The organism is Rhodoglobus aureus (assembly GCF_039527955.1).
Lineage (GTDB): Bacteria > Actinomycetota > Actinomycetes > Actinomycetales > Microbacteriaceae > Rhodoglobus > Rhodoglobus aureus.
In genome coordinates this window covers 1-18,515 of record NZ_BAAAKW010000057.1, presented here as the reverse complement: position 1 = coordinate 18,515, position 18,515 = coordinate 1, and the positions used below count along the sequence as shown (strand labels likewise).

General features: G+C 59.6%; 17 protein-coding genes. 6 read left to right on the top strand and 11 right to left on the bottom strand.

Annotation, left to right across the window (positions count from 1 at the left end; all coding sequences use genetic code 11):
- Window positions 1-117: 117 nt before the first annotated feature.
- From hisS to mazG, 3 genes are all read right to left on the bottom strand, one after another.
- Complete coding sequence (gene hisS, locus ABD112_RS12090) at window positions 118-1,410, bottom strand: histidine--tRNA ligase (RefSeq protein ID WP_343926194.1); 1,293 nt, start codon at window positions 1,408-1,410, stop codon at window positions 118-120.
- A 55-nt stretch (window positions 1,411-1,465) separates the two neighbouring features.
- The gene (locus ABD112_RS12085) at window positions 1,466-2,065 is read right to left on the bottom strand and encodes a TetR family transcriptional regulator (RefSeq protein ID WP_343926192.1); all 600 of its coding nucleotides are present in this window, start codon (window positions 2,063-2,065) and stop codon (window positions 1,466-1,468) included.
- 264 nt (window positions 2,066-2,329) lie between these two features.
- Window positions 2,330-3,010, bottom strand: coding sequence for a nucleoside triphosphate pyrophosphohydrolase (gene mazG / locus ABD112_RS12080; protein WP_343926191.1), 681 nt, complete (start codon window positions 3,008-3,010; stop codon window positions 2,330-2,332).
- A 235-nt stretch (window positions 3,011-3,245) separates the two neighbouring features.
- Here mazG and ABD112_RS12075 point away from each other — a divergent pair, with 235 nt between their 5' ends.
- From ABD112_RS12075 to ABD112_RS12060, 4 genes are all read left to right on the top strand, one after another.
- Window positions 3,246-3,905 (top strand): SGNH/GDSL hydrolase family protein, encoded by a 660-nt coding sequence (locus ABD112_RS12075; RefSeq protein WP_343926190.1) that lies wholly within the window; start codon window positions 3,246-3,248, stop codon window positions 3,903-3,905.
- Window positions 3,906-4,053: 148 nt separating this feature from the next.
- Complete coding sequence (locus tag ABD112_RS12070; RefSeq protein WP_343926188.1) at window positions 4,054-4,860, top strand: SGNH/GDSL hydrolase family protein; 807 nt, start codon at window positions 4,054-4,056, stop codon at window positions 4,858-4,860.
- 92 nt (window positions 4,861-4,952) lie between these two features.
- Window positions 4,953-5,591, top strand: coding sequence for a thermonuclease family protein (locus ABD112_RS12065; RefSeq protein ID WP_343926187.1), 639 nt, complete (start codon window positions 4,953-4,955; stop codon window positions 5,589-5,591).
- 35 nt (window positions 5,592-5,626) lie between these two features.
- Window positions 5,627-6,604 (top strand): CPBP family intramembrane glutamic endopeptidase, encoded by a 978-nt coding sequence (locus ABD112_RS12060; protein WP_343926185.1) that lies wholly within the window; start codon window positions 5,627-5,629, stop codon window positions 6,602-6,604.
- Here ABD112_RS12060 and mfd read toward each other — a convergent pair.
- The 8 genes from mfd to ABD112_RS12020 all read right to left on the bottom strand — a co-directional run bounded on the left by mfd (window position 6,601) and on the right by ABD112_RS12020 (window position 16,975).
- A complete protein-coding gene (gene mfd / locus ABD112_RS12055; RefSeq protein ID WP_343926183.1) occupies window positions 6,601-10,275 on the bottom strand; it encodes a transcription-repair coupling factor in 3,675 nt (1,224 codons plus the stop codon). The two genes, ABD112_RS12060 and mfd, sit on opposite strands and share 4 nt — an antisense overlap.
- An 82-nt stretch (window positions 10,276-10,357) precedes the next feature.
- Window positions 10,358-10,942, bottom strand: a complete 585-nt coding sequence (gene pth / locus ABD112_RS12050) for an aminoacyl-tRNA hydrolase (protein ID WP_343926181.1) — start codon at window positions 10,940-10,942, stop codon at window positions 10,358-10,360.
- Window positions 10,943-10,968: 26 nt separating this feature from the next.
- Complete coding sequence (locus ABD112_RS12045) at window positions 10,969-11,589, bottom strand: 50S ribosomal protein L25/general stress protein Ctc (RefSeq protein WP_343926179.1); 621 nt, start codon at window positions 11,587-11,589, stop codon at window positions 10,969-10,971.
- Between the two features lie 425 nt (window positions 11,590-12,014).
- Window positions 12,015-12,542 carry a gluconokinase gene (locus ABD112_RS12040; RefSeq protein ID WP_343926177.1) on the bottom strand — a complete coding sequence of 176 codons (528 nt, stop codon included), beginning with the start codon at window positions 12,540-12,542 and terminating at the stop codon, window positions 12,015-12,017.
- Window positions 12,539-13,777, bottom strand: coding sequence for a D-mannonate dehydratase ManD (gene manD, locus ABD112_RS12035; protein WP_343926175.1), 1,239 nt, complete (start codon window positions 13,775-13,777; stop codon window positions 12,539-12,541). The genes ABD112_RS12040 and manD overlap by 4 nt, the downstream gene beginning before the upstream one ends.
- Window positions 13,778-13,783: 6 nt before the next feature.
- Entirely contained in the window at window positions 13,784-14,662 is an 879-nt protein-coding gene (locus ABD112_RS12030; RefSeq protein ID WP_343926173.1) for a carbohydrate ABC transporter permease, read from the bottom strand.
- On the bottom strand, window positions 14,659-15,585 hold the full coding sequence (locus ABD112_RS12025) for a carbohydrate ABC transporter permease (protein ID WP_343926171.1): 927 nt from the start codon (window positions 15,583-15,585) through the stop codon (window positions 14,659-14,661). Before ABD112_RS12025 ends, ABD112_RS12030 begins: the two co-directional genes overlap by 4 nt.
- A 100-nt stretch (window positions 15,586-15,685) precedes the next feature.
- The gene (locus tag ABD112_RS12020; RefSeq protein ID WP_343926169.1) at window positions 15,686-16,975 is read right to left on the bottom strand and encodes an ABC transporter substrate-binding protein; all 1,290 of its coding nucleotides are present in this window, start codon (window positions 16,973-16,975) and stop codon (window positions 15,686-15,688) included.
- 148 nt (window positions 16,976-17,123) lie between these two features.
- On the opposite strand from ABD112_RS12020, the gene ABD112_RS12015 reads away from it, so the two are divergent.
- Together ABD112_RS12015 and ABD112_RS12010 are read left to right on the top strand one after the other, a co-directional pair.
- Window positions 17,124-17,888, top strand: a complete 765-nt coding sequence (locus tag ABD112_RS12015) for a FadR/GntR family transcriptional regulator (RefSeq protein ID WP_343926167.1) — start codon at window positions 17,124-17,126, stop codon at window positions 17,886-17,888.
- Between the two features lie 81 nt (window positions 17,889-17,969).
- Window positions 17,970-18,395 carry a pyridoxamine 5'-phosphate oxidase family protein gene (locus tag ABD112_RS12010; protein WP_343926166.1) on the top strand — a complete coding sequence of 142 codons (426 nt, stop codon included), beginning with the start codon at window positions 17,970-17,972 and terminating at the stop codon, window positions 18,393-18,395.
- Window positions 18,396-18,515 lie beyond the last annotated feature (120 nt).

Below are 18,515 nucleotides of genomic sequence, written 5' to 3'. Positions count from 1 at the left end.
TCACAACCCTGCATGAATTAAGTCTTAATCAGCCCCCGAAAATACTGGGAAGGCGCGCCTTAAAACGCCAAATCGACCACCAAATTAATCAGCGGTCTCCTAGCTACTGTCCGCTAACTACTGCCCGTCAAGCGGCTTGAATTCGAGACTAGCAACGCTGTCGGAATCCGCACGGACTGCAGCGAAACTGGTGAAACCGGCATCCCGCAACTGATCAAGCAACTGCGGTAACTTGCGTGGACGCACCTCAAGTCGCACCCGCTTTCCTTCTCGAATGAGTTCGGCCTGCAGGCGCACGAGGATCGCTGGGTCAGCGTCGGTGTCGTAGACGAGAGCCACCTGATCGTCGCTGGCAGCATCATCCAACTCAACAAGATCGACAAGTCGCTCGAAGCCGAGCGAGAACCCGACGGCCGGAACATCGCTGCCCAGGAAGCGACCGATCATTCCGTCGTAGCGACCACCACCGCCAAGCGAATAGCCGAGAGAGGGGTGCGCCACCTCAAAGATTGCTCCCGTGTAGTAGCCCATGCCGCGCACCAACCACGGGTCAAACTCGATGAGCGCGCCGGAGGTGCCGCGACCGGCCTCAACGGCGTGACCGATCGTCGCAAGTTCAGCAATTACGGCCTCGTTGACGCCGGCGGGCAGGGCCGCGCGGATGGCATCCTCCGTGAACTCAGGCTTGGTTTCAGGCTGGGGGCGCCGCAGGAACTCCGCGAGCGCTGCGACCGGGGCATCAGGGAACGCACGCTCGCGCAGTTCGGCAACCACGCCATCCGCACCGAGTTTGTCGAGCTTGTCGACAGTGATCAGCACAGACTCGTGCTCCTTTGTCGGGAACCCGAGCACGGTGAGCGCGCTCGTAAGAAGGCGACGGTCATTGACACGAATGCTGCACCCATCAATTCCGAGCGCGTCGAGTGTTGCGGCAGTTGCGGTGATTAGTTCGATCTCGGCACTCACACCAGACTCGCCCATGATGTCGATGTCGCACTGCACAAACTGGCGGTAGCGACCCTTCTGCGGCCGCTCTGCTCGCCAGACTGGTGCGATCTGAATCGCACGAAAAACCTTGGGCAGTTCAGCCCGGTGAGTGGCATAGAAGCGAGCGAGCGGCACCGTGAGGTCGAAGCGCAAACCCAGATCGGCAAGATCGAGCGCTTCGGATGCTGCCTGCACCTTGTCAGTGGTGAGCCCGCGCTTCATCACAGCAAAGGCGAGCTTCTCGTTGTCGCCGCCCAAACCAGCATGAAGTCGGGAGCTGTCTTCCATCACCGGGGTTTCGATTTCGTCGAAACCGTGTGCGCGATAGCTGCCCCGAATCACACCGAGAACCCGCTCACGGCGGGTCTTGTCTGCGGGGAGGAAGTCTCGCATGCCGCGAGGAGGATTAACAGTTGACGCCATGATTCCTATTCTCTCGCATGCGGCAGAATCTCTCGCCCGCAGCACGGTGTCGCGGCTAGTTTGCAGCTTCGGCGAGGAGAACCTCGATGCGACTGCGGTGATGCTTCACTGCAGTTTCGAACACCGCACGCGAGGCTTCGAGATCCTGATTCATTACAAGATCGAACTGCACGCCGTGGAACGTATTAATGAGCAGTCTTGACTCGATTTCAGCTTGCTTCGGCTCAACACCGAACGAAACGAGCGCTGTCGCGCCCAACTCAACCCATTGCTGAAAATAGTTTCGAGTGATGGTGAACTCGTCGCGCCACACCGCTTCAAGCAATCCCGCTTCGAACTCGAGTCGCTGACGGTGCAAATTTTCAGGCAGTTGCGTCCATTGCCAAGAAAGATACAGGCTCGAAAAGTACTCTTCTACTGTGCCAGCGGGCATAGCGGAGGCCTCTTCGGGGCTCACGCCGCGCGCGTTGGCTCGAACGATCTCGCGGATGAGTTCAGCACGGGTACCGAAATGGTAGACGAGCGTGAAAGTGCTCACGTCGAGAGCTTTTGCCAGCGAACGGAAGGTGAGGCTTGACAGCGGCTTATCAACAAGAAATTCGAGTGCTTGCTGAATCAGCGCTGGCTTGCGGGTCGGGTCGGGTTTGCGAGCCATAGTGATTAACATAACGGTTGTTTGCTTATCAAGTCTGTAACGGTTACGATTTCTCCTTGTGCCACAACGCTGTTGATGGCACCACATCTACTTGAATCCCCGCTCACCAGGGGCTTCTCCAATGCTGGATCGGTAGGCCGGGTAATCCGACCGATCCTCTAGCGCGTGATGCCATTTATTAGATGATCGACGTGCGATCACATGTCTCATCTATTGGTATCGCGCCGGTGCCCTCTCTATTCGGGTTAGGGAGGGCACCACCACTTAAGCCTCTGCTGCTGGACTCTCGGCTGATTCGGCCTCGTGCGCCTGAATCTCGTCGCTCAAGCCACGCACCGCCGTGCGCAGAGCCCGCTCCGAATCAAGGCCATTAGCTTTCGCGGATGCCACAATCGCTAGCAATAGCGGGCCAAGTTCGTCTTCTTCCGTGACGTTGATCGCACCCGGGGCTGTGGCATCCAGGAGTCCAACCTTGTGGGCACGCCCCAGCAGCTTGTCTGCGAGCGCGAGTGCTGGCATCCCCTGCGGGATGCCGTCTACGACGCTCGTACGATGCGGTTTTTCGGTCTTCTTGAGGTCATCCCATACCGCGATAACATCGTCGGCAGTTTCTGCAGTGGTGTCGCCAAAGACGTGTGGGTGACGACCAATCATTTTGGCGGTCATGTTCGCCGCGACATCTTCAAGCGTGAAACGGCCCTCTTCGGCAGCGATATCGGAGTGAAAAAGCACCTGGTAGAGCACATCGCCGAGCTCCTCAACCATGTCGGCAGGCTCCCCAGCCTCAATCGCCTCGACGAGCTCATAAGTCTCCTCGACGAGATACTGCACGAGCGACTCGTGGGTCTGGTCACGATCCCAGGCACAGCCACCAGGCGCTCGCAGTCGCTCTAGGGTGCCGATCAGTTTCTCGAGTTCGGGGTGGGACGCTGCTGGCTCGGTCATGGCACCATCTTCCCACCCTCAAAGATAAGTGAAGATCACGAACGGGATTGGGGATGTCGCGCCGAAGATCACGAGCGGGATCAGACACCATATGAGAGTGGTAGCGACGAACAAACAGCCTTCTGCCGCCCCACGCAAACTTCCCTCGCGAAAGTCGGGGAGCCGAATTGCTGGCATTCTTGTTCGCTTATTTCGGCCATTGCTCAAAGTGAGCCTATTGGGCTACCGCGCCGAAATGGCCAATGCCCTCTTTCCCGATGGACCAGCTGCGGGCGAGGTTCCCGGAGCCGATCCCATAAGAATGCTTTTCATTGGGGATTGCGCGGTATCCGGCTACGGAGTGCTCAACCACGGTCTCGCAGTCGTTTCGCAGACCGCGCGTTTCGTGGCGAGTGACCACAACAGAGGATGCTCGTGGACGACGATCACCGATCCAGAGCTCACAGCCATTCGCAGCGCAAAGGCACTCGGCGGGGCCACAATGGATATCAAGTTTGATGTCGTAGTCGTGCTGCTTGGGCCCCCCGACGTGTTGGTAGGAACTGCGGCCCATGAATGGGCGGCCAGCCTGAGTCGCGTGGTCGAGCTAGTGCGCAAAACCCCCGACGCCAATTGCCCCGTTGTGCTGGCCGCGATTCCGCCAATGTACCGGTTTCGCCCCATGCCAGACTTTGTTCGTCGCATCCTCATGCTTCAAACCCACCGGCTTAACCGCGCCTCACGATCAGTTTCAGACACTCACCCGAAGGTCAGCTATTCGCACTTTCCTCCGATCGGCGCAGACGGTGAATACATCATGGAACAGTTGAGTTGGCGCACCATTCACTCGCTGTGGGGCAGGCAGCTGGGGAAAGATGTCTCACTAGCGGTTAGTTCGGTCGGTCGAGAACGCTAGCGCCCCCGAGCCATTCAAGCCCACCGGCGTTTTGCCGTAGGAGCGGTCAGGCACACATCCTCCCCTCGTAAAAATAAGGGAATATCACGTCCCGAGTTTGGGTATGTCCTACTGTCGGGCGAGCAACACCTCGGCCACTATGTGTCGTGTGGACCCGAAGAACACACCATCATCTAGCGTGCCCGGCGCAGCCCTTCCCGGGGCGGCACCGCCCGGCACTCTCTACCGTCGAGCAACGGGAGGAATCGTTCGCCTATTTCGCCCGCTACTCAGGGTAAACATGCTGGCGTATCGCATCGATACGGCCAGCGCGCTCTTCCCTACCGATGCCCCAGAGGGCGAAGTCATCGCGCCCAACCCTGCCCGCATCCTTTTCATCGGAGACGCTGCGGCATCCGGATACGGCGTTCTCAATCACGGTCTCGCCGTCGTCTCGCAAACTGCACGCTACGTGGCACGAGAACGCGACACAGGGTGCTCATGGACGACCATCACCAATGCCGAACTCACAATGTCACGGGCTGTCGCCGAACTAAAAAACCCGTCGACCGATGTTGATGTTGTCGTCATCATCTTGGGGGCGCCTGACGTACTTCTCGGTACGACCGCCACCGAATGGTCGACGCGGCTCCGCCAACTGGTTGCCCGTGTACGGCAGGGGCCAAACGCCGAATGCCCTGTCGTTGTGGCCGCAATCCCGCCGATGTACCGCTTTAGAGCGATGCCGCGATTTGTGCAGCGAATTCTCGCCTTGCAAATTCACCGCCTCAATAGAGGCTCCATTGACCTTGCAGAGTCGATGACAGGCGTGAGCTATTCGCCCTTCCCCCATCTCGAGACTGACGGAAGTTTTGTGCAGGACGTCTTCAACTGGCGCAGCGTTCATTCGCTGTGGGGACGGCAACTCGGCGAAACTACCGCGAACGCCCTCGGCTCGAGCGGTTCCGCTCGCTGACGGCACGCTACCGGCGCTGCCGGCAACATTACGGCGGCCCCAGCCCTAGCTAAGCGAGCGATCGCGGCCCTGCCTCATGCGAGAATCATCGAGTGGTAGACCAGCGCAAACGCCCCCGCATTCTTGGCACTGCTATCGCTGTAGCGCTCGTCGGAGTAGTCGCAGTCGCCGTCTACTCCGGGGGTTCGGTGCCCGGCTTTGGTCCAGCTGAAAGCGGATCACCAAGTCCACCGGATACATCCGCTGACGCGTCCTTAGACGGCCAGGATGGCATGGGTGATTCGGCGGGCGAGAGCACCGCATCCGGGATCCCTTCTGACGCTTTCGCGGCGACCGTCAACTATGTGCACGATGGCGACACCCTCTACCTTGATAACGGGAGCGCCGAATTGAAGGTGCGACTCATCGGAATCGACACCCCCGAACTCGACAGCCGGCAGAATCCCAATGCTGGTGAATGCTACGGCGAAGAAGCGCGCGAAATCCTCAGAGACTTTCTCCCCGAAAGCACCCTGGTGTGGGCTCTCGAAGATCGCGAACCCGAAGATCGGTACGGACGCTCACTGCTCTACCTGTATCTCGATGATGGAACTTTCGTGAACCTCGCCATGATCGAACTGGGCGCAGCTACATCGCTCAAGATTGGTCTCAACGACCGCTACTGGCCCACGCTGCGCGATGCCCAAGACGACACCCAGACGGCAGGGCTCGGCATGTGGGGTCGCTGCTAGCCGGTATTCCCGCCATCGCATGACACCATTGGTGGATGCTCGACCCCACCAATCCCGTCATGCTCGAGCTCTTGTGGCTCACCCTCGTCGGGGTGCTTGCAGCACTTGCTCTGCGCACTTTTCGCCGGGATAAGCGCGAGTATCGCCGATTCAAAAAATTTCGCACCACCAAGCGCCGCCAGCTCATGTTGCGCCGCTGGCTGATCGTTTCACTGTCACTATTCGGCGGGATGACGGCAGTCACGCTTCTGGCCAGTGGCCGCTTCGCTGCTCCCCTGTTGGCCGAGGTGCAGGCATGGCCCTGGGTTTCATGGCTACTCTCCGCACTCGCTGCCAGGCCAACGGTCACGGCCGGCGTTATCGTCGGCATGATCATCGGCGTTGTTGCGCTCACGATCGTTGGCGTTGTAGCCGTGCGCAAAGAGGGCGACGAGATCATCAGCGTTGGCGACATTCAGTCGATCCTTCCGCGCAACCGCCAAGAGCTCGTGCTCGGTGGACTGCTATCGATCAACGCCGGTGTTGTCGAAGAACTACTCTTCAGGCTGGCGCTGCCCGCGCTGCTGTTTGCGACCACAGGCAATGCTGTCGTTTCCATCGTGGGCAGTCTGTTGCTGTTTGGCCTCATGCACTCCTATCAGGGGGTTGTCGGCATCGTCATCACTACGGTGATCGGTGCGCTCTTCATGGGGCTGTACGTGCTGAGTGGCAGCATTCTCGTTGCGATCATCGCCCACGCTGTGCTCGACCTGCGATCGCTTGTGGTGATCCCCATGGCAGTCGGACGTGTGCACCGCATCGACGGACGGCTCAACCCGCTCGCGTTCCCGCCGAAGCAGGCGCCTGCTGTGCCAGAGACCACTGCGCCGGATGTTGCCACGCCTTACACTGCCGCCGTGCCTGACGCCGCCGCTGTCGCCGCGCCTGACACTGCTGACACTGCTGGCGCCGCTGATGCTGCCGCTGCCGCCGCTGACAGCGAAGTATCAGCGGCCGCTCCCACCGAAAGCTAAGACTTCTCGGCGCCCTTAGCGCTAGCCGCCGCTGCCTTCGCTGCAGCCGCCTCAGTTGCCGCGGCTTCGTCTGCGGCCACTTTCTCAGCGGAAACAATCTCAGCGAGCTCGGCCGCCGTGTCTTTTGCACCAAAGATCGACATCAGTAGGTCTTTGGTCCACTCGATGAGCTGCCCATCGCTGGCGCCTGTCGGAAGTGGGATGATCGCGGCTGACGCTGCAGAGTGATACTTCGATCCCGGATACATGCGCTGCAGTCGAACCTGTTTCGAGTCGAGCAGGCTGGCCGGCGCGACACGAAGCTTGTCGCCCATGACCACCACCTCACTGAGGCTCGCTTTTTGCGCCATACGACGCAGTCGAGATACTGCGATGAGGTGCTGCACTTGCTCTGGCGGTTCGCCATAGCGGTCGCTCAGTTCTTCAAGCACACGATCAATGCTGTCTGCGGATGCCGCCGGTGCGCTGGCCGTCGAAAGCTTCTGATATGCCTCGAGTCGCAGTCGCTCGCTTTCCACATAGTCTTCGGGAATGTTGGCGTCTACCGGCAGCTCAAGGCGCAGCTCGGTTTGGCCCTCGGCAACGTCTCCACGGAACGCGGAGACGGCTTCGCCGATCATCCGCAAGTAGAGGTCGAAGCCGACACCAGCGATGTGACCGGACTGCTCGCCTCCGAGCAAGTTTCCGGCGCCACGAATTTCGAGGTCCTTGAGTGCAATCTGCATTCCCGCACCGAGCTCGTTGTTGGCTGCGATGGTGTCGAGGCGTTCGTGGGCGGTTTCGCTCAGTGGCTTTTCTTCGTCGTAGAGGAAGTAGGCGTAGGCGCGTTCGCGGCCACGACCGACGCGTCCGCGCAACTGGTGAAGCTGACTGAGCCCGTACTTGTCTGCGCGGTCGATGATCAGGGTGTTGGCGTTAGCAATGTCGAGCCCGGTTTCGATGATGGTTGTCGACACCAGCACATCAAACTTGCGCTCCCAGAAGTCGACCATCACTTGCTCGAGTACCGCCTCAGGCAACTGCCCGTGTGCAACAGCGATGCGAGCATCCGGAACCAACTCGGCAAGTTTTGCCGCGACCCGGTTGATGGAACTCACCCGGTTGTGAACATAGAAGATCTGGCCTTCACGCAGAAGTTCGCGACGAATCGCTGCAGAAACCTGGCGCTCAGAGTACGGCCCAACGAAGCTCAGGATGGGGTGCCGGTCTTCTGGCGGTGTTGCCAGTGTCGACATCTCGCGGATGCCCGTGACCGCCATCTCGAGGGTTCGAGGAATCGGGGTCGCCGTCATTGCCAAGATGTCAACGTTGGTCTTGAGCTTCTTGAGGGAATCTTTGTGCTCGACGCCGAAGCGCTGCTCTTCATCGATTATCACGAGTCCGAGATCTTTGAAAGCGATGTTCTTCGAGAGGAGTCTGTGGGTGCCGATCACGACATCCACGGTTCCATCGGTGAGGCCGGCGAGAGTCTCGCGAGATTCTTTGTCGCTTTGGAAGCGGCTCAGCGCCCGCAAATGCACCGGGAATCCAGCGAAGCGGTCGGCGAAAGTTTCCATGTGTTGACGCACGAGCAGTGTGGTCGGCACAATCATCGCCACCTGCTTGCCATCTTGAACAGCCTTGAACGCGGCGCGAACGGCCACCTCGGTCTTGCCGTAGCCCACGTCCCCGCTCAGCAGCCGGTCCATCGGAACCGGGCTCTGCATATCGGCCTTGACCTCATCGATCGTGGTCAGCTGGTCGGGGGTTTCGGCAAAAGCAAACGCTTCTTCGAGCTCACGCTGCCAGGGCGTATCTGCCCCGAAGGCGAAACCCTTGCTAGCCATGCGCGCGCTATAGAGCTTCACCAGTTCGACAGCAATGTCGCGAACAGCCTTGCGCGCTTTAGTTTTGGCGGCCGACCAATCGCTGCCACCCATCTTGTTGAGCGTTGGCGCTTCGCCACCGACATAACGCGAGAGCAGGTCGAGCTGGTCGGTCGGTACATATAGTTTGTCGCCGGGGTACCCGCGCTTGTTTGGCGCATACTCGAGCACCAAAAACTCGCGCTGAGTCTTGACTGCATTGCGCCCGCCGGTGCTCACCTCACGCGTCACCAGTTCAAGGAACTTGCCGATGCCGTGGGTGTGGTGCACCACAAAGTCGCCGCTCTTGAGCTGAATCGGATCGACAACGTTCTTGCGTCGCGTCGCCAACTTGCGCATCGGGCGAGAGGCATAGCCGACAGAACGACCGAAGAACTCGCCCTCGCTGAGAACCGCAAGTTTGATGCCGTCAACGGCAAAGCCATGATCTACGGATGCCCGCAGCAGGTACGCCACGCCCGGCTCAGTCTCAGCCGGGAACGAGTCAACGGCACGCCCCGACAGTTCGCGCTCGGCCAGCAGGTCGGCGGTTCGCTCCACGAGCCCACTGCCCTCGGCGATGATCCCGACCGTCCAACCGTCAGTGAGCAACTGGGCAACATGATCGAGAGCGCCATCTACTGTTCCGGCAAACGAGGGAACTCCGGCCGCATCAATGCGCACATATTCGGATGCTTCTTCTGCAGAATCGAGCAGGCTGGCGGCATCCGTCTCCCCCGAGTCGAAGGTGCTGAGGGTCCACCACGGGCGGGAGCCAGCCGACTCTCGAAGCGAGTTGAGGGTGACAAAGTCTCCCGCATCCAAATCGATGGGCGCTTCAGCCCCAGCCGTTGCAGCATTCCAGGCTGCGCTGAGGAACTCGCGGTTCGTTTCGGCCAGATTCACGGCACGAGAGGAGACTTTCTCCGGCGACAGCACCGCGATGGCGGCATCCGCCGGGAGGTAATGGGTGAGAGGCACAAGCTTGTCAACGAGGGCTGGCGCCAACGACTCCATGCCGTCAACGGGGATGCCTTCGGCGATCTTCGCGAGCATGGTCGACAGGCTCGGGAACTCGTGTTGCATCTCGCGCGCACGCTGGCGCACAGACTCGCTCAGCAGCACTTCGCGGCTGGGTACAAGCTCGGCAGATAGAATCTCGCCGTCGATCGAACGCTGGTCGGCAACCGAGAACTCCCGCAATTGTTCAAGCTCGTCGCCAAAGAATTCGAGCCGCAGCGGATGCTCGTGGTTGGGCGCAAACACGTCAAGGATTCCGCCGCGCACAGCGAACTCTCCGCGCCGGGTAACCATGTCGACTCGGGAATATGCCAACGCGACTAGTCGCTCAGAGAGCGCCGAAAGATCGTAGTTTCGGGCGCCGGCGGTCAGCTCGATGGGCTCAATCGCTGTGAGGTTGTCGGCGATGGGCTGGAGTGCGGCCCGAACGGATGCGACCAGAACGAACTGGCCGACAGGGTTCTCCTGCCAGCGCGCAAGATCGCGCAGGGCCTGCATCCGCTTGCCCACAGTTTCTGCGCTGGGACTCAAGCGTTCGTGCGGGAGCGTCTCCCAGGCCGGAAACTCGACAATCTGAGCGCCAGGAAGATAACTCGTGAGTGAGCGACGCAGCGACTCGGATTCGCGACCCGTCGCCGTGATGGCAAGCAGCGAACGCGGTTCGTTAGATTGGGTGAGCAGCCCGCCCAATAGCGGCGCCCTTAAGCCTTCAACGAGGGAGAAGTCTGCACTCTGCTTCGAGAATCGCAGCGCGTTCTCTACAGTTTGGGAGCGCGAAAGCGCTGAGATAAGTCCGTCGAGAGTCACCGGTGGAGTCTACTCGCGGCTACCGACAGCACGGTGCGAGTTCTCCCACAGCGCAGCAAACTGCGAGTGCTTCTTGCATGGCCTACTTGCGTGGACTGTGGAAGCGCAGCTGGGCCGCTTCGAGGCCATCGCTCGCTACTAGGGCAACGGCATCCGCTGCGTCGCCAAGAAGGTTGGGCAGCACGCTACGTTCGTCGCTCGAGAAGTCGCGCAAGACAAAGTCAGCGGCCGGTTGACGACCGGGAGGGCGGCCGATGCCCACACGCACGCGGGTAAAGTCTGGCGAGCCGACAGCAGCAGCGATATCGCGGATGCCGTTGTGACCGCCGTGACCGCCACCGGTCTTGAGCTTCACGGCATCGAAATCGATGTCGAGCTCGTCGTGAACGACAATGAGCCGTTCGACGGGGATCTTGTAGAAGCGCATAAGCGCGGCTACGGGACCACCCGAAAGATTCATGAAGGAATTGGGTTTAGCCAAAATGAGCTTGGGCCCGTCACCAAAGCTGCGGCCTTCAGCGACCGCAGCGTTGGCTTTGTGGTTCTTGAACGTGGCAGAAATTTCGTCTGCTAAATGGGCCAACACCATGTGGCCCACATTGTGGCGATTACCGGCGTAGCCGGGCCCAGGGTTACCGAGCCCGACTACTAACCATTGGTCATCCACGATTTCTCGCTTGCGAAAGAATCGGATTATTCAGCAGCCTCAGGCGTAGCAGCCTCTGCAGCAACCGCTGCGGCCTCTTCTTCAGCAGCTTCAGCCTCGACCGATGAACGCGGGGTGCTGAGGCCAACAACGAGAAGCTCGGGGTCGGAGAGAAGAACTGAACCGGTGATGAGGGTGACGTCCTTGGCGTAGATGTGCTCGCCCTCTTCGCGGCCCTCGATGTCGACGGTGAAGTACTCAGGAATGTGAGTTGCTTCAGCCTCAACGGAGACGGTCGGTGCATCAAGGTTGGCGATGGTACCGGGAGCCGACTCACCAACGAGGTGAATTGGTACATCAACGATGACCTTTTCACCCTTGCGGATGACAACGAGGTCGATGTGCTCGATGATCTGGCGAACTGGGTCCTTCTGCACGTCCTTGACGAGAGCGAGCTGGCTCTTGCCATTGATGTCGAGGTCCAAAATCTGGTTCGACTTGCGCAGGATGAGCCCGATCTCGTGCCCCGGAAGGGCAACGTGGATGGGGTCGGTGCCGTGACCGTAGATCACAGCGGGAATCTTGCCTGCAGCGCGAAGCTTGCGGGCAGCACCCTTGCCGAAGGAATCGCGGGAATCCGTGACGACGTGGTTGACGTCTTTAGCCATTGTTGTCTCCTTATGGACCAGTGGTCCGTGAGTGGGCGCAACACCCAGATCGTTGTCTGTAGTTCAACTCGAACGCCGGCAGACTGATCGTCTGCCACGTGAGGAAAAGCCCTGTGACTTGCCCGCCGCGTCGATAACGGAACTCGAAAGTTCCCTCGCCGAAGTTCAGTGGCCGAGTTTACACGGTTATTCGGGGGTTCGTACTTTCAGCCAAAAAGGTGATGGCCCATGGCAGTGCCACAGGTCATCACAGTACAGCGTTTGCTTTGCGTCAGTAGCGTCGGCGTCAGCGAACGCGATGACCTAGTGCAACAAAGCGAGCCGCGCAAAGAGCTGGGCCGAGTAGCCCGCGGTCTACGAAAAATTACACCTCGCTATAGCCCGGACCAGCGGACGTTAGGAGTCTGTCCGGAGGTCGGCCCGCATCACGGCGTCCGGTGAATGCGGTCAACGGCATTGGCAACGACCTCGGCGACGGGTGGCGCGACGTCGACGACGATTCCCTGCTCGTCCGGCTGCAGCTGCTCCAGAGTGGCGAGCTGGGAGTCCAGCAGGCTCGCCGGCATGAAATGTCCGCTGCGGCCGGTCGTGCGCTGCGCAAGCACCTCGCGGTCGCCACTGAGATGAACGAAGCGCAGTTCTGGAGCCTTCGCCCTGATCGCGTCCCGGTACGCTCGCGTGAGCGCCGAGCACGCCATTACGAGGCCTGTTCCGCTGCGAGCGGCACAGGCCAGTTCCTCTCCCACTAGTGCGAGCCATGGCCAACGATCCCCGTCGTCGAGGGGGATTCCTGATGCCATCTTTGCCACATTGACAGCAGGGTGAAGGGAGTCGGCGTCAGTGAACGGGACCCCCAATTGATCGGCGATAAGCGCCCCGATTGTAGTTTTACCGGAACCCGAGACGCCGAGCATCACAATTAGGGGCGGAACAGCCCGGGTGCGGTCGCTCACCAGTCGTGAACCGTCCCGTCTGCGAGACGATTGTAGGGAAGGTAGGCCTGTTCGTAGGGGTACTTGCCCGCCTCGTCGACGTTGAGCTCAACGCCGATGCCGGGCTTATCACCAGGGTGCAGCAGCCCGTTCTTCCAGGTATACGACTGCTCGAACACGGCGTTGGTCCTCTCACCGTGCTTCATGTACTCCTGGATTCCGAAGTTGTGGATTGCTAGACCGAGGTGCATCGCCGCCGCCATACCGACTGGCGAGATATCTGTCGGGCCGTGCATGCCCGACTTGATCTGATACTGGGCAGCAAAATCGAGAATCTTCTTGAGGTGCGAGATTCCACCGGTGTGAGTGACAGCGCTGCGAACGTAGTCAATGAGCTGCTCCCGAATGATTTGCTGGTAGTCGTACACGGAGTTGAAGATCTCGCCGATGGCGAGTGGCGTCGTCGTGTGCTGCCGTACAAGTCGCAATGCCTCCTGGTTCTCGGCGGGCGTGCAGTCTTCCAACCAGAACAAGTCGTAGGGCTCCAACGATTTTCCGAGTCTCGCCGCCTGAATCGGCGTCATACGGTGGTGGCCGTCGTGCAGCAGCGGCACCTCCGGGCCGAACTCGTTTCGAACCGCCTCGAACACCGTGGGCAGATGCGTCAGGTACGCGCGCGTGTCCCAGTCTTCTTCTGCAGGAAAAGCACCTCGCTGAGCTGGCTCATAGTCGTAACGCTTCCCCTCATTGCCGGGGAGCGGCTCGTTGCCGGCGATCCCGTAGATGGCGCGCAGTCCGGGCACACCCGTCTGGATGCGGATCGCTTGGTAACCCTGTTCTTGGTAGTCGCGCACGCTGTCGAACAGCTCCGGCATCGACTTGCCTGACGCATGGCCGTAGGCGAGTAGGCCGGCACGAGAGGCACCCCCCAGCAGTTGATAGAGCGGCATACCCGCCGCCTTTGCCTTGATGTCCCACAGCGCGACGTCGACGGCAGCGATCGCTGCCATCGTTACAGGCCCGCGTCGCCAGTAGGCACTGCGATACAGGAACTGCCAGGTGTCTTCAATGCGGTGCGCGTCACGGCCGAGCAGCAGCGGCACGACATGCTCGCTCAGGTAGCTGACGACGGCCATTTCACGGCCGTTGAGAGTCGCATCGCCTAGCCCCGTCAACCCAGAGTCGGTTGTCAATTTGAAGGTGACGAAGTTGCGGTCGGGGCTAGTAACGATTACTTCAGCGCGTTCGATTAGCACGAGGCATCAACCCTTCGTAGCCCCGGCGGTGAGGCCGGAGACTATGTACTTCTGAGTAAACAACGCGATGACCATGATCGGCACGGTCACTACGACCGCTGCGGCCATGAGTCCGCCCCAGTCGATACTCGCGTACGACACGAAGTTGAAGATTGCCACAGGGAGGGTTTTCGTGTTGGCGCCGGAGAGCACAAGCGCGAACATAAAGTTGTTCCACGAGAAGATGATCGAGAGGATTCCTGCGGTCGCGATCCCTGGCGTGGAGAGCGGCAGAGTGATCTTAAGGAAAGCGCCGATTGGCGTAAGGCCATCGACCTGCGCCGACTCCTCGAGATCTTCAGGCAACGAATCGAAGAACGACATCATTATGTACACGATTAGCGGCAGCGCGACGAACATGTGCGACAGGATTAGCACGCTGTAGTCGCCCACCATGCGCAAGTTCGCGAAGATGAAGTACCACGGCACAAGCAGACTGACGCCAGGAATGATTCGGGCGAGCAAAACGATCCCGGCGGAGCGGTGCATTCCGAAGCGACTCATCACGTAGGCGGCGGGAACTCCCACGAGCAGCGATAGCGCCGTCGAGGCGAAGGCAATCCACGCACTGTTGAAGATGAACTCGAAGTAGTTGTCGCGCCCAAGCACGTTGTCGAAGTTCTCAAGAGTGGGAGTGAACAGAAGCGACTTGCTGACGTCATAAATATCAACATTGGTCTTGAACGCGGAAAGCAGCATCCAGAACAGTGGCAGAACGAAAGCGAGCACGATGATCACGAGTGCAATGGCACGGAACCAGCTGTACGCGCGAGTGGCAAGCGGCTTACGCCGACGCGCCTTCGGTACGGTGGGGATGGTCGCTGCGGGAGTCAGTGTAGAGGTCATTTCGACACCTTCTCCTTTCTCTTGAATGTGATTAGCCACATGATCGCGATGATCAGCAGGAAGAAGATGATGAGCACTGCGGACGCGACACCGTAGTCGTTGTAGTCGAAGCTGAGGCCGTAGGCATAAATGTTGAGGGTTTCGACCTCGTTAAATGACCCGCCTCCCTTGCCTTTTGTGGCGTACAGGATGTCGAAGGTCTTGAGTGCGTCAATGCTGCGCAGCAAAATGGCAACGATGACGGTCGTCCGCATCAGCGGCAGCGTGACGAACCAAAAGCGTTGTGCTGCGCTTGCTCCGTCGATACGGGCCGCCTCGTCAGGCTCCTCGGAGAGAGAGGTGAGCCCCGCGAGCAGGATGAGAACGACCATAGGGGTCCACTGCCAGATGTCGACGAACATCAACGTCGGCAATGCCGTGAACTCACCAGACAGCCACGGCTGCGGGGCGATACCGAAGAAACCAAGGGCCTGGTTGGCGAAGCCAATATTGGGATCGAAGATGAGTTTCCACATCATACCGATGGCGACAGGTGTAGCTACCAGAGGCAACAGGATGGCAACTCGCACCCACCGTTCCCCACGGAACGGTCGTCGGAGGAGTAGAGCAATGGCCATACCGAGAACCAGCTCGATAATGAGCACACCCCCCGTGAAGATGAATGTACGCACGACCGCAGGCCAAAACCGGTCGACGTCCGCGAAGACCTCCGCGTAGTTATCGAAACCGATGAACTGGTGGTCTGAGCGCACCGAGCCCTCGGAGTTCGTGAGGCTGAGGTAGATCGTCCAGACCAAGGGGATAGTGATGAGCAGGCCGACGAGGATTATTGCTGGCGAAGCGAACAGCCACTTGCGGTGGCGATTAGCCCAGTCGGAGTAAGTCTTCCGGGGCGATGTGCGAACACCTGTAGTCGCGGCCATCGATACCTCCTTGAATGTACGTGTGTGTGAACGGGGGAGAGCGAAGCGGTGGCCGGAGCAAACCCTGAGGGCTCCGGCCACCGCGAGCGTCTAACGCTGCTTATTTGTTTTCGTCGTCCAAGAGCTCTTGGAACGCCTTGTTGGCGGCGTCCGCTGCGGCATCTGAGTCTCCACCGGTGATGGCGACAACGATCGGATCACCGACGATCTCCCGCGCTTCTGGCACCTTGATGACGAGTGGACGGTCGTGGCCGATACCGTTCTTCGTGGCGATCGCGATGGTCTCCGCAAGGTCGGCCGGGTAAGTCGAGACTCCCGAAGGATCCTCCCACACTGATTGCCGGGCACCGGGGACGCCTGCCTGCTGAATCTCAAGAGTCATTTCTTGGCTGGTAGCCCATTCGATGAACTTCCACGCGTTGTCCTGCTGGGGCGAAGCTTCATTGATACCGAGTGCCCACGAGGGCACGTTGTATGCCTTTGAACCAGCGGGGCCGGCCGGGATAGGCGCGAAGCCGACGGTGTCGGAGACCTTGGAGTTGGTGGGGTCTGTCGCGTTCTTGTACAGGCTGTCCGCCTCCGTGTAGAACGCAGCGTTGCCCTGGGTGAAGATGGCCATAGCCTCGGGCCAGCTCACGTCGGTGCTGACATTTTCCGGACCGAAGTCGCGGATGAGTTTTCCGTAGGTGGCGAATGCCGCCTTGGCCTCCGGGGTATCGATCGAAGCGTTCCCATCCTCGTCGATGAAGTCGCCACCGTAGCTGTAAAGGAAGCTGGAGAACTGAGTCACCGCTGCCGACTTCGCAGTACGGGCAACGAATCCGGCTACTCCTGGATTTTCGCTCTTGATCTGTTCAGCCGCCGCGAGGAGCTCGTCCATCGTCGTAGGCACTTCGAGACCTGCTGCCTTCAGGAGATCCTTGCGGTAGTACAGCACCTCTTGCTCGGTGATGATCGGAACGCCCACTACCTGGCCGTCGTAGCTTGTCGAGTCAACGGGACCTTCCTGGTAATCGGACCAATCCCAGTCGGCATTTTCGGTGACGCTATCGCTCAGATCGGCAAAGTAGCCGTTCTTTGCAAAGAGCTTGCCCTCTTGAAGAGGGCGATACATCATTACGTCGATCTCGTCGGTACCTGCATTGAGCTTGACGTTGTACTGGTCCGATAGCTGGTCTTCGCCGAATTGCGCGACCTCGACCTTGATTCCAGTTTCCTTCTCGAACTCCGGAATCTTGTCCTTGATGATGTCGGTCCATACGTGGTTCACGAGCGTGACGCGCAACGTTTCGGACTCTCCGCCTGCCCCAGGGCTGCAGGCTGCGAGCCCACTTCCTAGGAGTAGGGCTGCTGTCACAATCCCGGTGGTTCGGATTACAGATCGCTTCATTACGACTTCCTCTGTGTCTTGGTGATGGTGCGCTTCTCTGCACACCGAGCTAACGCAGTCATCGATGGCTACATCATCTCAATTCGGGCAGCCTAGCAACTAATGTCATACTTATTCAAGTAATGTTGCAAAGCGATATGATGAACTCATGATTAATGACGATTATGCGTTCCTTGCCCCCAGCAACGAACCTTCGTCACGCCTACTGGGCCTACATGCCCACGTCCTCGACCGGCTCGGCCTAACGCTGTGCTCAGGAGGCCTGCCCGCCGGCACGATCGTGCGAACCGACGAACTCGAACAGCGCTATGACGTCTCACGCTCCGTCATAAGGGAGGCCCTTAGGGTGCTCGCCTCAATGGGCATGATCTCGTCGCGACGCCGCGTCGGAGTAAAGGTGTTGCCGCAATCCGAATGGAATCTGTACGACCCACAGCTGATCAGGTGGCGCCTCGCCTCGCCCGGTCGCATCGCACAACTGCGCTCCCTAACCGAACTGCGGACTGCCGTCGAGCCAGAAGCCGCCCGTCTTGCCGCCATCCGCGCGCCGCTCACCGGCGCGAGCGAACTAATGGGACTCGCTGGCAAACTATGGGCAGCCGGACAAGAAGGCGACCATGAACGTTTCCTTCAGCTGGACATCGAGTTTCATAGGCTCGTGCTCACTAACTCCGGTAACGAGATGTTCGGCAAACTGCACACACTCGTGAGCGAAGTGCTCGCTGGGCGTACTCACTACGGACTCATGCCGACGCATCCACACGTCGATGCGCTGCAGTTTCATGTCGACGTCGCCAGCGCCATTCAACGAGGCAACCCTGAAGACGCACAGTCCGCGATGTTGCGAATCATGCAGCGCACGTTCCAGGAGATGAGTTCCATTTGGGAAGGTGGAGACGGGGAGTCCGAATAGGAGCCACCTCCCAGTATCCGCTAGAGGGCTAGCACAGAGTCCGGCACCGTGGGAGAATTACCCCACGGAAGGTTGACCCCCATGAGCGAGAATCTAAATGATCCCGTTGAAGAGTTAGATCAAGAGACCTGCTGGGAGTTGCTGCGCACCGCCAGCTTGGGCCGGATAGCGGTCAGCTTTCAAGGTGAGCCAGAGATCTATCCCGTGAACTTCATCGCGGTCGACAAACGACTCCTGCTGCGCACTGCGCAAGGCACCAAGCTCTTGAAACTCACCATCAACGACAAGGTCGCACTGGAGACAGACTCCGTGGGCGCCCACTCTGCGTGGAGCGTGGTGGTCAAGGGAACAGCACGCGCGATCGAATCTCAAAATGAGATCGACGCCGCCAATGCGTTGCCGTTACACCCGCTAATCCCCACTCTCAAATACGTCTGGGTAGAGATTAAGCCCACCGAGATCACCGGTCGACGGTTCCAGCTCGCGCCTGAACCTGAGCGGTACTGACCCGAATGGTACTGACCTAGGACGCTGCTGATTTAGGGGTTTTTGGGAGGCCCGGCGAGTCGTGAGGGCCGTTTTTGACCTCTGTATTTCACGTTATCGCCTCCCAGTTCTCTTTTTCGG

Coding starts and splice junctions, on each gene's coding strand:
- ABD112_RS12010 (WP_343926166.1), top strand. CDS start 17,970: ATGAGCGAGAATCTAAATGATCCCGTTGAAGAGTTAGATCAAGAGACC.
- ABD112_RS12075 (WP_343926190.1), top strand. CDS start 3,246: ATGGCCAATGCCCTCTTTCCCGATGGACCAGCTGCGGGCGAGGTTCCC.
- ABD112_RS12020 (WP_343926169.1), bottom strand. CDS start 16,975: ATGAAGCGATCTGTAATCCGAACCACCGGGATTGTGACAGCAGCCCTA.
- ABD112_RS12015 (WP_343926167.1), top strand. CDS start 17,124: ATGATTAATGACGATTATGCGTTCCTTGCCCCCAGCAACGAACCTTCG.
- ABD112_RS12025 (WP_343926171.1), bottom strand. CDS start 15,585: ATGGCCGCGACTACAGGTGTTCGCACATCGCCCCGGAAGACTTACTCC.
- ABD112_RS12085 (WP_343926192.1), bottom strand. CDS start 2,065: ATGGCTCGCAAACCCGACCCGACCCGCAAGCCAGCGCTGATTCAGCAA.
- ABD112_RS12060 (WP_343926185.1), top strand. CDS start 5,627: ATGCTCGACCCCACCAATCCCGTCATGCTCGAGCTCTTGTGGCTCACC.
- ABD112_RS12045 (WP_343926179.1), bottom strand. CDS start 11,589: ATGGCTAAAGACGTCAACCACGTCGTCACGGATTCCCGCGATTCCTTC.
- ABD112_RS12030 (WP_343926173.1), bottom strand. CDS start 14,662: ATGACCTCTACACTGACTCCCGCAGCGACCATCCCCACCGTACCGAAG.
- hisS (WP_343926194.1), bottom strand. CDS start 1,410: ATGGCGTCAACTGTTAATCCTCCTCGCGGCATGCGAGACTTCCTCCCC.
- mazG (WP_343926191.1), bottom strand. CDS start 3,010: ATGACCGAGCCAGCAGCGTCCCACCCCGAACTCGAGAAACTGATCGGC.